The sequence below is a fragment of the Microbacterium galbum genome (assembly GCF_032464915.1).
Lineage (GTDB): Bacteria > Actinomycetota > Actinomycetes > Actinomycetales > Microbacteriaceae > Microbacterium > Microbacterium galbum.
In genome coordinates this window covers 315,305-330,281 of record NZ_JAWDIS010000002.1, presented here as the reverse complement: position 1 = coordinate 330,281, position 14,977 = coordinate 315,305, and the positions used below count along the sequence as shown (strand labels likewise).

Genomic DNA, 14,977 nt, shown 5'->3' with positions numbered 1-14,977 from the left:
CCGATCGCTCCAGGAGGGGGGAGGGGTGGAACCCGTCGATCCTATCCGCGCCGCCCTCGCGGAGTCCGCGAAGACGCATGGCGGAGCGGTTATGCACGCGCCTCTAGGATGATCCACGGGCGCGGCTCGAGCGCCGGCGCCGTGACATCCCGACGCACGACCCCTCCAGGAGTTCTTTTCATGGCTCTGATCGTCCAGAAGTACGGCGGTTCGTCCGTCGCCGACGCCGAGAGCATCAAGCGCGTCGCCAAGCGCATCGTCGATACCCGTCGTGCGGGTCACGAGGTCGTCGTCGCGGTCAGCGCCATGGGCGACACCACCGACGAACTGCTCGACCTCGCAGGTCAGGTCGCCCCGATCCCCGCTCCCCGCGAACTCGACATGCTGCTCTCCAGCGGTGAGCGCATCTCGATGGCGCTGCTGGCCATGGCGATCCACTCGATGGGCTTCGAGGCCCGTTCCTTCACCGGCAGCCAGGCGGGCATGATCACGGATGCCACGCACGGGGCCGCCCGCATCGTCGACGTGACGCCGGTGCGCCTGCGCGAGGCCCTCGACGAGGGCGCGATCGTCATCGTCGCCGGTTTCCAGGGCTTCAACCGCGACACCCGCGACATCACCACGCTCGGCCGCGGCGGCTCCGACACGACCGCCGTCGCGCTCGCCGCGGCGCTCGAGGCGGATGTGTGCGAGATCTACAGCGACGTCGACGGCATCTTCACCGCTGACCCCCGCGTCGTCCCGCTCGCGCGCAAGCTCGGCCGGGTCGGCAGCGAGGAGATGCTCGAGCTCGCGGCCAACGGCGCCAAGGTGCTCTACATCCGCGCGGTCGAGTACGCCCGCCGTCACGGCGTGCTGATCCACGCGCGTTCCACATTCAGTGCGAGCGAGGGCACCTGGGTGCTCGACGCCTCGAAGACCTCCGCACTCGTCCCCGAAAGAGGAGCCATGGAAGAGCCCATCGTCGCCGGCGTCGCCACCGATCTCAGCCAGGCGAAGATCACCGTCATCGGCGTGCCCGACGTGCCCGGCAAGGCCGCCGACATCTTCAAGATCGTCGCCAAGTCCGGCGCCAACGTCGACATGATCGTGCAGAACGTGTCGGCTGCCGCCACCGGCCGCACCGACATCTCGTTCACTCTCCCCAAGACCGATGCCACGACGGCGCTCAAGGCGCTCGCCGGCGAGCAGTCCGAGGTCGGGTTCGAGAGCCTCGTGCACGACGACCAGATCGGCAAGCTCTCGGTCGTCGGTGCGGGAATGCGCACGCACTCGGGCGTCTCGGCGACGCTCTTCGAGGCGCTCAGCATGGCCGGCGTCAACATCGAGATGATCTCGACCTCCGAGATCCGGATCTCGGTGGTCGTTCGCGGCGTCGACCTCGCCGAGGCCGCGCGCCTCGTGCACACCGCGTACGGTCTCGACGGCGACGCCGAGGCGACCGTCCACGCCGGCACCGGTCGCTGAGCCACCCTCCCCGAATCGGGCCCGACGCCGCCTCGGCGTCCGGACGTGCGGCAGGAGTTTTCCGGTCGTCTCCGCTCTCGCCGACGGGATCCGGCCGTTCATCGACGCGTAGCCGTCAAAGTTCCTGCGAGGGCTCCCGGCCGTCGGTCGTCCCACCGCGGCGCGCGCTACCCTGACCCGAACGCCGCTTCCGCGGCATCCATCACCCGAACCACCGAGGTACCCGCATGACCCGCATCTCCGATTCCGGAATCTCCCTCGCCGTCGTCGGCGCCACCGGCCAGGTCGGCACCGTCATGCTCGAGATCCTCGCCGAACGGTCGTTCCCGATTCGCGAGCTGCGCCTGTTCGCCACGGCCCGTTCGGCGGGCACCGCGGTCGAGTTCGGCGGCCACTCGGTCGTCGTCGAGGACGTCGCCACGGCCGACCCCTCCGGCGTCGAGGTCGCGCTCTTCTCCGCCGGCGCCACCGGTTCGCGCGCCCACGCCCCCCGCTTCGCCGAGGCGGGCGCCCTGGTCATCGACAACTCCAGCGCGTGGCGCATGGACCCCGAGGTCCCCCTCGTCGTGAGCGAGGTAAACCCGCACGCGATCGATCAAGCCGTCAAAGGCATCGTCGCCAACCCGAACTGCACGACGATGGCCGCGATGCCGGTGCTCAAGGTGCTCGACACCGAAGCGGGGCTCGAGCGTCTCATCGTCAGCACCTACCAGGCCGTCTCCGGCTCCGGTCTCGCCGGCGCGCGGGAGCTCCTCGGCCAGGTCGAGGGCGTCCTCGCGCAGGGTGACGTCGAGCGGCTCGTGCGCGACGGTTCGGCGCTCGACTTCCCCGAGCCCGAGAAGTACGTCGCCCCGATCGCCTTCGACGTCATCCCCTTCGCCGGCAACCTCGTCGACGACGGCCTCAACGAGACCGACGAGGAGAAGAAGCTGCGCAACGAGAGCCGCAAGATCCTCGAGCTCCCCGACCTCCGCGTGGCCGGGACCTGCGTGCGCGTCCCCGTCTTCACGGGCCACTCGCTCAGCATCAACGCGGAGTTCGCCCGCGACCTCTCGCCCGAGCGCGCGCGGGAGCTCCTCGCCGACGCCCCCGGCGTGACGCTCGAAGAGGTCCCGACGCCGCTGCAGGCCGCGGGCACCGACCCCAGCTACGTCGGCCGCATCCGCGCCGATCAGTCGGCCCCCGAGGGCAAGGGCCTCGTGCTGTTCATCAGCAACGACAACCTGCGCAAGGGCGCGGCGCTGAACGCGGTGCAGATCGCCGAGATCGTCGCGCAGAAGCGGGCCGCGACCGTCTGATTCCGGCATCCGGATGCCGCGGGCGCGGGGTTGTCTCGACATCGAACCGACCGATCTCTCGATGTCGAGACACCTCACGGCCCGCACCTAGAATCGACGGGTGACTGAAAACGTCGATGTTCTCCTCATCGGTGGCGGCATCATGTCCGCCACCCTCGGCACGCTGCTGAAGGACCTCCAGCCCGATCTGAAGATCGCGGTGCTGGAGCGACTCAGCGACGTCGCGCAGGAGAGCTCCAACGCGTGGAACAACGCCGGCACCGGTCACGCGGCGCTCTGCGAGCTGAACTACACCCCCGAGGGCAAGGACGGCTCGATCGACCCCGCCAAGGCGGTGGCGATCAACGAGCAGTTCCAGCAGAGCCGTCAGCTGTGGGCCTCGCTCGTGGCCGAGGGCGTGCTCGACGAGCCGTCGACGTTCATCAACGCCACCCCGCACATGACCTTCGTCCGCGGTGAGAAGGACGTCGCCTTCCTCCGCAAGCGCTACGAGGTCCTCAAGCAGCAGCCGCTGTTCGCCGGCATCGAGTACAGCGAGGACTCCCGCGTCATCAACCAGTGGGCGCCGCTGCTCATGCAGAAGCGCCGCAAGGGCGAGCCGTTCGCGGCGACGCGCGTGCCCGCCGGCACCGACGTCGACTTCGGCTCCCTCACGCGACAGCTCTTCGCGAACCTCCGCGAGAAGGGCGTCGAGGTCGTCACCAACCACGACGTCAAGAAGCTGAAGAAGCAGAAGGACGGCTCCTGGGAGGTCTCGTACCGCCACGTGATCGGCGGAACCCCCGGCTCGATCAACGCGAAGTTCGTGTTCGTCGGCGCGGGCGGGTGGGCGCTGAAGCTTCTGCAGCGCTCCGGCATCCCCGAGATCAAGGGCTACGGCGTCTTCCCGATCGGCGGACAGTGGCTGAAGACCTCCAACCCCGACATCGTCTCGAAGCACCGCGCGAAGGTCTACTCGCAGGCTTCGGTCGGCGCCCCGCCCATGTCGGTGCCGCACCTCGACACCCGCGTCATCGACGGCGAGTCGTCGCTGCTGTTCGGCCCGTTCGCCACCTTCAGCCCGAAGTTCCTCAAGAACGGGTCGATGCTCGACATCGTCACGCAGGTGCGCCCGCACAACATCGGTCCGATGCTCAAGGTCGCCGTCGACAATCCGGGTCTCATCAAGTACCTCGTGAGCGAGCTGCTGAAGACGCACTCGAAGAAGGTCGACAGCCTCCGCGACTTCATGCCGACGGCCAAGGACGAGGACTGGGAGCTGCTCGACGCCGGTCAGCGCGCCCAGGTCATGAAGCGCGACAAGCAGAAGGGCGGGGTGCTGCAATTTGGCACCGAGGTCGTCACGTCGGCCGACCACTCGATCGCCGGTCTCCTCGGTGCCTCTCCGGGCGCGTCGACGGCCGTGTCGATCATGCTGGGCTTGATCAAGACCTGCTTCCCCGAGCGCATGCCGCAGTGGGAGCCGCGCCTGCGCGACCTCATCCCCAGCTACGGCGAGTCGCTCAACACGCACCCCGAGGCCGCTCGCAAAGAGTTGGATGCCACGGCTCGCGCCCTCGCGATCAACCCCTGAGTCCCGCGTGGCGAAGCTGTACTTCCGCTACGGCGCGATGAACTCCGGGAAGTCCACCGCGCTGCTGCAGGCGGCGTACAACTACGAGGAGCGCGGCCAGCGCGTGCTGCTGGCCAAGCCCGAGATCGACACCAAGGGCGCCGACCAGATCGACAGCCGCCTGGGCGTCACCCGACCGGTCGACTTCCTCGTCGGTTCCGACGACGATCTGCGTACGACGTTCCATGCGACGGCGGGCCACGCCCCGGTCGCCTGTCTGCTGGTCGACGAGGCCCAGTTCTTCACCGCGGGCCAGGTCGACGACCTCTTGCGCATCGCCGTGCTCGACGGCATCCCCGTGCTGGCGTACGGCATCCGCACCGACTTCCGCACCGAGGCGTTCCCCGGATCCGCGCGCCTGATGGAGATCGCGCACAGCCTGGAGGAGCTCAAGACGATCTGCCGCTGCGGGCGCAAAGCGATCTTCAACGCCCGCCTCGTCGGCGGCCGCTTCGTCTTCGACGGCGACCAGGTCGCGATCGACGAGGGCCAGATCGCCGGAGAGGTCACCTACGAGTCGATGTGCGCGGCCTGCTACCTGCGGGAGTCCGGCGGGCGGCTCGACGGCCGCTGAGGCGCCTCCGCGGCATCCGGACCGCGAGACGGCATCAGGCTGACACCTCGTCGCGGGACGTCGCCGAGTTGTCCGCGCGGTGCCGTCTCGGCGCTCTGCGCAGCCCTGCTTGCCGCGGGCGCGGACGGCGGTGTCGGCGTCGACCGATAGCCTGGAGGCATGCGCGTCCTCCTCGCCGGCGGTGCCGGTTACATCGGAACCCATACGGCCGTCGCCCTCCTCGAGGCCGGCCACGACGTCGTCCTTCTCGACGACCTGTCCGGCACGCACGCCGTCGCCGCGGAGCGGGTCGAGCGCATCACCGGCAAGCCTGCGCCCCTGGTCGTCGGCGACGCCGCCGACGAGTCCGTCGTCACCGCCGTCTTCGACGAACACGGCCCGATCGACGCGATCATCCATCTCGCGGCGTTCAAGGCCGTGGGGGAGAGCACCCAGAAGCCGCTGGCCTACTACTCCAACAACCTCGACACCACGTTCGCGCTGCTGAAGGTCGGCATCGCCCGCGGCATCCGATCGTTCGTCTTCTCGAGCACGGGCACGGTCTACTCCGACCCGGCCGACCTGCCGTTCACGGAGGAGTCGACGACGAGCATCGACCTGTCGAACGCCTACAGCAAGTCGAAGCGCATGAACGAGGTCGTGCTGGCGGACGTGGCCCGGGTGAACCCCGAGCTCAACGTCACGGTCCTGCGGTACTTCAACCCCGTGGGTGCCCACGCGTCGGGTCTCATCGGCGAAGACCCGGCCGGCATCCCGAACAACCTCATGCCCTTCGTCTCGCGTGTCGCGATCGGCACCCTGGACGAGATCGGCGTCTTCGGCGACGACTACGACACTCCCGACGGAACCGGCCTGCGCGACTACATCCACGTCGTCGACCTCGCTGAGGGGCACGTCGCCGCTCTCGAGCAGGCGCAGCCCGGGCATCAGGTGTTCAATCTCGGCACGGGGCGTCCGGTGAGCGTCCTCGAGCTCGTCGCCTCGTTCGAGAAGGCCGTCGGCCGCGAGCTGCCCAAGAAGTTCCTCGCGCGCCGCCCGGGCGATGTCGCGGCGACCTACTGCGACCCGGCGAAGGCCGCCGAGGTGCTGAAGTGGCGCACGCGGTTCACGATCGACGACGCCTGCCGCGACTACTGGAACTGGCAGACGACGAACCCCGCCGGATACGCGACGTCCGCCCCGGAGTGATCCCGCGCGCGTAGGGTGATGTGGTCCGGCCACATCGTCGCGCCGGGCGAAGGGGGAGCCTCATGCCGGACAGTGCACCGCGCGCCTGGCAGGTCGTGCTCGAGCGGATCGAGGGCGACCTCCGCGACGGCCGCCTCGGCCCGGGCGACCGCCTGACGCCCGAGCGTGAACTGGCCGCTCAGCTGGGCGTCGGCCGCTCGAGCGTGCGCGAAGCCGTACGGGTGCTCGAGGTGCTCGGTGTCGTGCGCACCGCGACCGGCTCGGGTCCCTCCGCCGGGGCGATGATCGTCACGACCCCTCGCGGGGGCCTGGCGGCCTTCCTGCGCCTGCAGGTGGCGGCGAACGGCTTCCCCCTGAGCGACGTGGTGCGCACCCGCGTCGTGCTCGAGTGCGACGTCGCCGAGCGGCTCGCGCGCTCCGACGCCGACTTGACCGAGATCGCCGGCATCCTCGAGGCGATGGATGCCGAGTCCCTCGACCCCGTCGAGTTCCTCGCCCTGGACGCGCGCTTCCACCAAGCACTGGCGGAGGCGTCCGGCAACGCCGTCGTGTCGGCGATGATGGCAGGGCTCCGCAGCTCGATCGAGGCCTATACGCAGGCGGGAGCCGCTCGCCTGGACTCGTGGACGGCGACCTCCGACCGGCTCCGAGCGGAGCATCGGCACATCGTCGACGCCGTGTCCCGCGGAGATGCCGACAGCGCGCGAGAGCGCGTGCGCGCACACATCACCGATTACTACACCGAGGTGGCACAGGCCCTGAGCCCCTCCGACACCGCCGACGACGCGGTCGGTAACGCCGTGCGCGCAGCCGTGCGGGCGTCGGCCACCTTGTGAGAGGAACCTCGTGACCGATCGCCCCGCGCGCCCGCCGCGCCCGCAGCACGTGCTCCACGTCGTCGCCACGCAGCGGCTCAGCCCTCACCTGGTGCGCGTGCGCGCTCGGGGAACCGACCTGACGGCGTTCCGCGACAGTCCCCACACCGACGCATACGTGAAGATCACGTTCGCGAAGCCCGAGCTGGGCCTCGAGCCGCCCTACGACCTGGCGGTGCTTCGGGAAACCCTTCCCGCGGACGACCTGCCGGTGACGCGCACCTACACCGTGCGCGCGGTCGACGGCGACGAGCTGAGCATCGACTTCGTCGTCCACGGTGAGGAGGGACTCGCGGGTCCCTGGGCGGCGCACGCTCAGCCCGGCGACCGCCTCGTGGTCTCGTCACCCGGGGGCGGATACGCGCCCGACCCGTCGGCCGACTGGCACCTTTTCGCCGGCGATGAGTCGGCACTGCCGGCGATCGCGGCCGCGCTGGAATCCCTCGCCCCGGATGCCGTCGGCGCGGCGTTCCTCGAGGTGCAGAGCGCCGACGAGCATGTGCCCCTCACGGTTCCCGCCGGCGTGACCGTGACCTGGGTGCACCGGGGCGAGGCCCCGGCCGGTTCGACGCCGGTGCTGGCCGAGACGGTGGGGGCATGGCATCCACTCGATGGGCGCGGCCAGGTCTTCGCGCACGGGGAACGCGAGGCGATGAAGGCCCTTCGCGACATCGTCTTCACCCGATGGGGGCTCCGACGCGAGCAGGTGTCGCTCTCGGGATACTGGGCCTACGGCCGGACCGAGGACCGGTTCCAGGCCGAAAAGCGCGAACCGATCGGGAAGATCCTCTGAGGCGAGCGGGGGCTCGGGGGCGCGTCGATGCTCCTGTCGTTCGAGCGCCCCCGGCTCTCGGCTCGCGCGCCTCTCGTTCGGCCGCGCCCGTCCGGACGTGGACGAACTCGGCAGGTCAGGACTGGTCCTTCTCCGGGAGGGTGGGGATGAGCTGCTCGAGGAAGCCGGCGGTGTCCTCCCAGCCATGCACTGCGTGGCAGTCGACGCCCATCGCGAGCACCGGGTAGTCATTGCCGTCGGGGTCGAGCCGGTCGCCGACGAAGAGCATGTCGTCGAGCGGGATGCCCGTGGTGTCGGCGAGCTTGCCCATGCCGTAGGCCTTGTCGATGCCGCGGTGGGTGATGTCCACCGAGGTCGAGCCGCCCGAGCGCACCTCGAGGTCGGGGATGCGCGCGGCCACCGCCTCGCGCAGGCTGTTCTTCTTCTCGCCCGTCGGATCCCACGCCATCTTCGCCTCGAGCGGGGCCGACTGGCCGAGGGCGGAGAATGTGATCTGCGAACCGCGGTCTTCGAGGATGTCGCCCCACGGCTCGGCCTCCCAGAGCCCGAGGCGTTCGGCCTCTTCGCGCACGGCCGAGAGGGCGCGCTGCTTCTCGTCGTCGGTCAGCGAATGGGCGTAGACGGTCTCGATGCCGTCGGGCGTCAGGCGGTAGTACTGCGTGCCGCAGGTGGGCATGAGGTGGAACCGGGCCAGCAGCTGCGGATCCGCCTCGGGCAGGCGCTCGACGACCTGCGTGCGGAACTGCTGCAGCTGTCCGCCGGAGATGATCGCCACCTCGACGCGCGCGGCGAGGGCGAGCAGGAGTTCGCCGATCCGCGGATCGATGGCCGACTTCGACGGGGCGAGGGTGTCATCGAGGTCGAAGGCGACGAGGCGGGGCGAGGTGTCGGACACGGGGCTCCTAGGGAAGGTGATGGTCGCGCGCGGCACGCGGACGGATGTCGATCGGCATCCTCGGGATACCGCGCGGGAGAGACCGATTCTACCGGGGGTGCTGCGCGCTGACCGCGGGGTGTCGTCGGGTGAGGAGGGCGGTCACTCCTCGCGCGCGAGGGTGCCGATCTTCTCGCCGTGCCGGTTGAAGACGATCATCGTGTCGCCCGTGATCTCCGCCGATCGGATGCCGCGCAGCCAGGTGTCGACACCCAGGCAGGCCTTGAGCGTCGCGATGCCGAGCGAGAAGGACAGTCGTGCACCGTCCTCGGTGTAGCTGCCCAGGATGCCGTTGCATCCGTCGCTTCCGCGCACCTCGCCGTCACGAAGAGTGAGGTGCTCGGTGCCACCGCCGACCCACCGTTCGCCGGTGAACGGGGGTTCGGAGTTCCCGCCCCGAGCGATCATTCCAATGCCGATGAATGCAATTGCCGAAACGGCCTTCCACCTGCGGATCATGAGAATCTCCTCATCTCTGACGGAATGCGAAAAACATTCTTATCCAACGCTCAGGTTGTCGTAAGGTAAGCGGCGACGCTGAGAGATGGGTGGGGGCCCTGTCACTGGTTCCTGTCCTCCTCATGGTGCGTTTTTCCACTAACGACACGAGATGAGACGATGACACGAAACATGAAGCGTATGGGGTGGGCCGGTGCGTCCGCCGCTCTCGCGCTCACCGCGTCCGGCTTGCTGGCCCCCGCGGTCGCCTTCGCCGGTGACGACCAGTCGGTCGCGCCCACGTCGGGCCCCGAATTCGACGCCACGGCCAAGCAGCTGCTGAGCAGCGACGAGCAGGTCCAGGCCGTCGCGAAGGGCGGGAACGGCAACGTCGTCGTCTACGCGACCGCTGACGAGGCCGCTCTGCAGGGCGAGGCGAAGACGTTCGTCCAGTCGAAGTCCAACGTCGAGGTCAAGGTCATCGACAGCCCCATCAAGGCGCTCGCCGAGAACGACGTCGTCGCCGGCGCCGGCTACTTCTCGACCGATCCCGCGAACCCGGGCCCCGGTGGTCTGTGCTCGATCGGTTTCACGGGTTGGAGCCCGCAGGGCAAGCCCGCTGTCATCACGGCCGGTCACTGCAACGAGGACGGTCTCTTCTCGTCCAGCTTCCTGACGCTCCCCTCGGGCGACCCCGCCGGCGGTGGGGCGGGGGACAACTCCACCGCGGAGGTGACGGACGAGCTCGGGACGCTCGCGTTCACCCAGTTCGGTGGCCCCGGCAGCACTGAAGGTTCCGAGGGCGACGTGACGTCGGTCGACATCGCGACGATCGACATCACCAACGACTCCCTCAAGCTGCACCCCGAGATCACCGACTGGACCACGGCATCCAGCGATGACCTCTCGAAGTCGACGACCGACGTCAAGGCCGTGGGTTCGGCTCAGGTCGGCCAGCCTGCCTCGAAGTCCGGCCGCACCACTGGATTCACCACGGGAACGGTGACCGCTGTGCAGGGGTGGTCCAAGATCACGAAGCCCGACGAGACCTTCCGTTGGGTCTACGGCTTCGCGATCGAGAGCGACTCCCGCATCGTCCAGGAGGGCGACTCGGGCGGAGCCGTGTTCCAGGGAGGCACCGCGGTGGGTGTCGTGTCCGGCGGCAGCCAGGATGGCGACCTCCTGTGGGCCGCCGACCTCCAGGCCGGCCTCGCGCAGACCGACGGCTACACCGTCGCCCTCAAGATCGACGCTCCCGCCCTCACCACCCCCGCCGACGGCGGCTCGGTGGGCGTCGGCGGCGTCATTTCGGGTACCGCTCAGGTGGGCACCACGCTGAAGGTCAAGCCGTCCTCCGGTGACTCCTTCGAGGTCACGGTCGACGGTTCGGGCAACTGGAGCTTCCCCGCTCCCGACAAGCTCGGTACCTACTCCTTCTCGCTCACCTCGGTCAGCGGGTACAACACCTCGACCACGGTCGACGCCTCCGTCGAGGTCAAGGCCGAGGCTCCGGTCATCACGACGCCGGCCAACGGCTCCACGGTCGAGAACGAGCTCACGGCGATCTCGGGCACCGGCCTCGCCGGCGCCACGGTGACCCTCACCGGCGACGTCAAGGGCTCCGCCAAGGTCGCCGAGGACGGCTCCTGGTCGGTCGAGACCGACCTGGGCATCGGCCAGTACTCGGTCACCGCCACCCAGGCGCGTGACGGCCAGACGTCGGCAGCAGCCACGGTGGAGTTCACCGTCGCCCCGTCGGCTCCGGTGATCACCGGCATCCAGGACGGCGAGTCGTACAGCGGCGCCGCGGTTCCCACCGCCATCTCGGGCACGGGTCTGACGGGCGCCGACATCACGGTGACCATCAACGACGCGAAGGTCGGCGAGACGGTCGTCAAGGACGGCAAGTGGTCGGTCGTGCTGAAGGACGCTCTGGCCGCCGGTGACTACGCCGTGGTCGCCACGCAGACGGTCGACGGTGTGTCGAGCTCCGCTTCGGTGAGCTTCTCGGTCACCGCCGCTCCCGCTCCGGCTCCCTCGCCCAGCGGCACCCCTGCGCCCGGTGGCAACCCCGGCGGCGGCAACGGTGGCGGCCTCGCCAACACCGGTATGGGTGACGTCGCTCCCCTCGCGTGGGGCGCTTTCGCCCTCATGCTGGGTGGCTTCGGTGCCCTCGGCTACCGCAAGGTGCGTCGCTCCGTGCGCTAAGCATCCCTGAGTGAGCGCCCCCGGCGCCTTCCCGTTTCGGAAGGTCCGGGGGCGCTTTTTTCGTGCGAGCGGAGCTTCGGGTCGTGCGTCGCATGTCGGTCGTGCGCCGCGCGTCGGAGCAGCGCTGCATTTCGGAACAGCGCTGCATGTGGAGACTGCGCTGCATTTCGGTACAGAGCTGCATGTGGGGACTGCGCTGCATTTCGGTACAGCGCTGCATATGGAGACTGCGCTGCATTGCGGAACAATTCCGCATGGGGACACTGCGCCGCATCTGAACACTGCGCTGAATGTCGGCACGCGCATTTCGGCAGCGCGGCGCCTATCGAGAGGATGGCGCGTGTCGGCCGGGTGGCGCGTCTCGGCCGGGTGGCGTGGAGGCTCCGGCGGTGTTTGCGCTCAGGCGGCGTCGGGGCTCCGGCGGCGGGTGAACGCGCCTCTCCGTACGGGACCAGGGTCCAGCTGCGACGGATTCGCAGCACCGGTACCCCGCAGACTCCTCCTCGGGGAAAGAAGAAGGGCCCCCGCTGGGCGGGAGCCCTTCTCAATGATGCGATGGTCGGGGTGACAGGATTTGAACCTGCGGCCTCGTCGTCCCGAACGACGCGCGCTACCAAGCTGCGCCACACCCCGTTGCAACTTGAAAAGTCTACCCTGCCGCGGGCCATGCTCCGAACCACGCGGACCTTCGGGCGCGCCGCTCTCTGCGGGCCGGTCGCTCGCCCGCCGCGATCGGCGAGCGACGACGGGCGGGCGGCGGCTCGCCCCCGGCGGACCGCCGCCCGCTGTCGTCAGGGGCGCAGGGTGCGACGCCGGCGCGCGAACGCCCAGGCGACGGCCGCGAGTCCCCCTGCCGTCGTCATGACCCCTATCGCGCCGGGGAGCGCCGTCGCGGGCGTCCCCGTGGCGGCGAGGGAGGCGAGCGGGGCCGGGGCCGACGGGGGGAGCGGCGGGGTCTCGGCGGGCGGGGGAGTCGGAGCGGTTGACGCCGTGGGCGGCGCGGGCGGTGCGACCTGCTCCGTCTGGGTGGGGGAGGCGAAACGCTCCACCCAGACATAGCCCCGAGGGAGGTGCGGCGAGACGGCGGCATCCTGCGCCTCCCGATCGATCCTCCAAACGGCGGTGTACACGCCGGGGCCGGGCAGCTCGGCGCTTCGCACCGTGTAGGTGCCGGCGCCCAGCGCGGGGTCGGTCGTCAGGCTGAGGTGCGAGACGGGGGTGAGAGGGGCGGGAACCTCAGCGGCTTCGGCGGGCCAGGCGCCGGTGCGATAGATATCGGCCGTCGCGGCGATCGGCACGAACGACCCGTCGCCGCGCCGAGGCCAGACCCCCTCGGGGGACGACACCGTGACCTCGTCGACGAACCGCCCTTCCGCGACCTGCGCGGTCGTCTCGAGGCGTGGCGAGAACTGCACCGGTCGCGGCGTGGCATCCTCCGCCGAGAGGTCGAACCGCTCGGGATCTGCCGGTCCCGCGGATTCCTGCTGACCGGGGGTGGAGTAGAAGCGGACGGCTGCCGCCGGGACCGTGAAGGAACCCGTCGCGTGAACGGTGTAGGGACGCCCATCGTCGGAGGACGAGGCGGGGGCGATGATCGGGTGGACCTCACCGCCGTGGACGTTCTCGTGAACGGAGGTTCCCGTGTCGGCGAAGACCGCGTTCTCGAGCCGCACCGTGCCCGTCGCGGCTGGATCGACGTCGACGATGAGGGAACCACGGGTCGGGTCCGCCTCGTCGGTCCCGAGCGCGAGGGTGCCACCGACGCGGGGAACGGGCACGGCCTCGGCCTCGGCGAGGTACCGCATCGTCCGCTCCTGGATCGCACCGCTGTTCTCGGGGCTGGCGCGGCGCATGATCCAGTCGATGGCGCCGGGCAGGTCGTCTCCCTCGTACCCCCACGAGTGAAGAGTGGTCTGCCGGTCGACGATCGCCTTCACGGCCCAGCCGACGCTCGCGGCCTGCACGGGGTCGTCGGTCTGGCCATAGGTGGTCACGAGATGGTTGATCGACGCGAGCTGCTGCGGCGAGAGACCGTTGACGTCGCTCGATGTGCCGTGATCGGTCGTCGCGTCGGTGGCCACGGGCAGGCCCGGATGGATGCAGTACGTGTGCACATCTCCGACGCGCATGGATCCGTGCCAGCCGGTGCGTGAGAGCGGCGCCCAGGTGCCGAAGCCCGTGCCGCGCTCGGCGGCCTGAGCGGCGGGTGCGACGGCGAGGCTGCCGAGGAGGACCGCGAGGAGGGCGAGTGCGGCCGGCAGACGACGAAACGACGGAGGCGGATGGTTCATGAGGGATTCCCTTCGATCGAGGAGTTCGATCGTCTGGGAATCGCCCGCCCGTGCGCACGAGAAAGGGACCGATCCGTGGGCAGAAAGTCAGATATGTCAAAACGGTCACTGACCGTGCTGGTCGTCCTCCGGCTGTAGCTGACGGTTCAGCGCGGCGTTCTCCACGTACAGGCGCGCGTTGTCCTCGCGCAGGGCGGAGAGGGTGCCGTTAGTTTGCTTCTGGACAGTCTCAACCTTCTGCTGGATCGAGTTCAGTCCTGCACCAAGACCACCGGCAACCACCACAAGACCCAGCATCTGCACGACAAAGGACGTGAAGGTAGCGGTGGCGTCGGGGCGGTGAATCATAAGGATGATGACGCCCGCGATGCTCGCAAGTACGAGCACCCCGAAGACGACAAAGGCGACGTTCTTGTTCACGGTTATTCTCCGGTTGCAGGCTCACCCTGCGCGGCTAGTCGGTCTTCGAGTTCGGAGACACGGGCGTGTAGTTGGGCGGTCTGGGCGATGAGTAGCTGGATGAAGTCGATGGAGTCCACGACGTTGGTTGCGGCCCAATTGCCGTCATCGTCAACGGTTGTCTGGTAGACGGCGAAGCGCTGGAGGTCCGGGCTCTCCGCTACCTCTTCAGCGATGTAACCCAGGGTCGGCTTGCCGTCACCGTTCTTGAACTTGTACTGACGGAGCGTGGGGAAGATGTTTCCCAACGTGTTCACGTCCGGGTCCTCCAGGAGGTCCTTGTAGCGGATCGAGGACGTTCCCTTGGATACGCGACCGTCACCGTTGATGTAGGCCACGGTGAAGCTGGAGGTGGCGGCAGAGGCGTTGGGTAGCTTCAAGTCACCGGTCATGGTGTCACCGCCCTTGGCAACGCGGGCGTTGGCCTCGCTGAGGGCGTTAGACGCGGCGCTGGCGGCAGCGTCGGAGTCGTCCTTTAGGGCGAGGTTCATATCCGTGGAGTCCACGCGGACAACCGGACGCCCGGTGCCGCCACTGAACCACATACCCATCTGGTGGGGCGGGTTGGTCTCAACCTGCGCGACGGCGTAAGGCCAATTCATCGTGTTCTTCAAGGCGCGCTTGTCCACCTCCGCCGCGGTTGTCACACCCAGGGCGGAGCGTGCACCGGCTGCGGTGGTCGCACCCGTACCGCCCTTGCTGATGGGCGTGACGGCGTTGGTGCGCTCGGCGATGTAGTCGCGCGTCTTGTTGATTTCGGTGTCTACGGTGTTCAGCGGCGTGGTGCCCGCTACGAGGTCCATGCCCGCCGCTAGTGCGTTGTCTCCTGTTGCCATGAGT

At 69.1% G+C, this 14,977-nt stretch carries 13 protein-coding genes and 1 tRNA gene; 8 read left to right on the top strand and 6 right to left on the bottom strand.

What is annotated here, in order from left to right; genetic code table 11:
* The first annotated feature begins 180 nt into the window (after positions 1-180).
* From RWH45_RS10725 to RWH45_RS10695, 7 genes are all read left to right on the top strand, one after another.
* Positions 181-1,467: an aspartate kinase gene (locus RWH45_RS10725; protein WP_315994889.1), complete on the top strand. Its 1,287-nt coding sequence runs from the start codon at positions 181-183 to the stop codon at positions 1,465-1,467.
* Between the two features lie 227 nt (positions 1,468-1,694).
* Entirely contained in the window at positions 1,695-2,765 is a 1,071-nt protein-coding gene (locus tag RWH45_RS10720) for an aspartate-semialdehyde dehydrogenase (protein ID WP_315994888.1), read from the top strand.
* Positions 2,766-2,865: 100 nt separating this feature from the next.
* Positions 2,866-4,338 carry a malate:quinone oxidoreductase gene (locus RWH45_RS10715; RefSeq protein WP_437127334.1) on the top strand — a complete coding sequence of 491 codons (1,473 nt, stop codon included), beginning with the start codon at positions 2,866-2,868 and terminating at the stop codon, positions 4,336-4,338.
* A gap of 7 nt (positions 4,339-4,345) precedes the next feature.
* On the top strand, positions 4,346-4,951 hold the full coding sequence (locus tag RWH45_RS10710; RefSeq protein ID WP_315994887.1) for a thymidine kinase: 606 nt from the start codon (positions 4,346-4,348) through the stop codon (positions 4,949-4,951).
* Between the two features lie 159 nt (positions 4,952-5,110).
* Positions 5,111-6,139 (top strand): UDP-glucose 4-epimerase GalE, encoded by a 1,029-nt coding sequence (gene galE / locus RWH45_RS10705; RefSeq protein ID WP_315994886.1) that lies wholly within the window; start codon positions 5,111-5,113, stop codon positions 6,137-6,139.
* A gap of 62 nt (positions 6,140-6,201) precedes the next feature.
* Positions 6,202-6,975, top strand: coding sequence for a FadR/GntR family transcriptional regulator (locus RWH45_RS10700; RefSeq protein WP_315994885.1), 774 nt, complete (start codon positions 6,202-6,204; stop codon positions 6,973-6,975).
* A 10-nt stretch (positions 6,976-6,985) separates the two neighbouring features.
* Complete coding sequence (locus RWH45_RS10695; RefSeq protein ID WP_315994884.1) at positions 6,986-7,807, top strand: siderophore-interacting protein; 822 nt, start codon at positions 6,986-6,988, stop codon at positions 7,805-7,807.
* Positions 7,808-7,922: 115 nt separating this feature from the next.
* On the opposite strand, the gene RWH45_RS10690 is transcribed toward RWH45_RS10695, so the two are convergent.
* A complete protein-coding gene (locus tag RWH45_RS10690; RefSeq protein WP_315994883.1) occupies positions 7,923-8,702 on the bottom strand; it encodes an HAD-IIB family hydrolase in 780 nt (259 codons plus the stop codon).
* Between the two features lie 141 nt (positions 8,703-8,843).
* The gene (locus RWH45_RS10685; RefSeq protein ID WP_315994882.1) at positions 8,844-9,200 is read right to left on the bottom strand and encodes an META domain-containing protein; all 357 of its coding nucleotides are present in this window, start codon (positions 9,198-9,200) and stop codon (positions 8,844-8,846) included.
* A 159-nt stretch (positions 9,201-9,359) separates the two neighbouring features.
* Between RWH45_RS10685 and RWH45_RS10680 the strand changes: the two genes are divergently transcribed.
* The gene (locus tag RWH45_RS10680) at positions 9,360-11,387 is read left to right on the top strand and encodes a hypothetical protein (protein WP_315994881.1); all 2,028 of its coding nucleotides are present in this window, start codon (positions 9,360-9,362) and stop codon (positions 11,385-11,387) included.
* A gap of 556 nt (positions 11,388-11,943) precedes the next feature.
* Here RWH45_RS10680 and RWH45_RS10675 read toward each other — a convergent pair.
* The 4 genes from RWH45_RS10675 to RWH45_RS10660 all read right to left on the bottom strand — a co-directional run bounded on the left by RWH45_RS10675 (position 11,944) and on the right by RWH45_RS10660 (position 14,973).
* Positions 11,944-12,020 (bottom strand) — tRNA-Pro (locus RWH45_RS10675).
* A 158-nt stretch (positions 12,021-12,178) separates the two neighbouring features.
* The gene (locus RWH45_RS10670; RefSeq protein ID WP_315994880.1) at positions 12,179-13,678 is read right to left on the bottom strand and encodes a hypothetical protein; all 1,500 of its coding nucleotides are present in this window, start codon (positions 13,676-13,678) and stop codon (positions 12,179-12,181) included.
* Between the two features lie 105 nt (positions 13,679-13,783).
* Positions 13,784-14,098 (bottom strand): hypothetical protein, encoded by a 315-nt coding sequence (locus tag RWH45_RS10665; protein WP_315994879.1) that lies wholly within the window; start codon positions 14,096-14,098, stop codon positions 13,784-13,786.
* Between the two features lie 2 nt (positions 14,099-14,100).
* Positions 14,101-14,973 (bottom strand): hypothetical protein, encoded by an 873-nt coding sequence (locus RWH45_RS10660; protein ID WP_315994878.1) that lies wholly within the window; start codon positions 14,971-14,973, stop codon positions 14,101-14,103.
* Positions 14,974-14,977 lie beyond the last annotated feature (4 nt).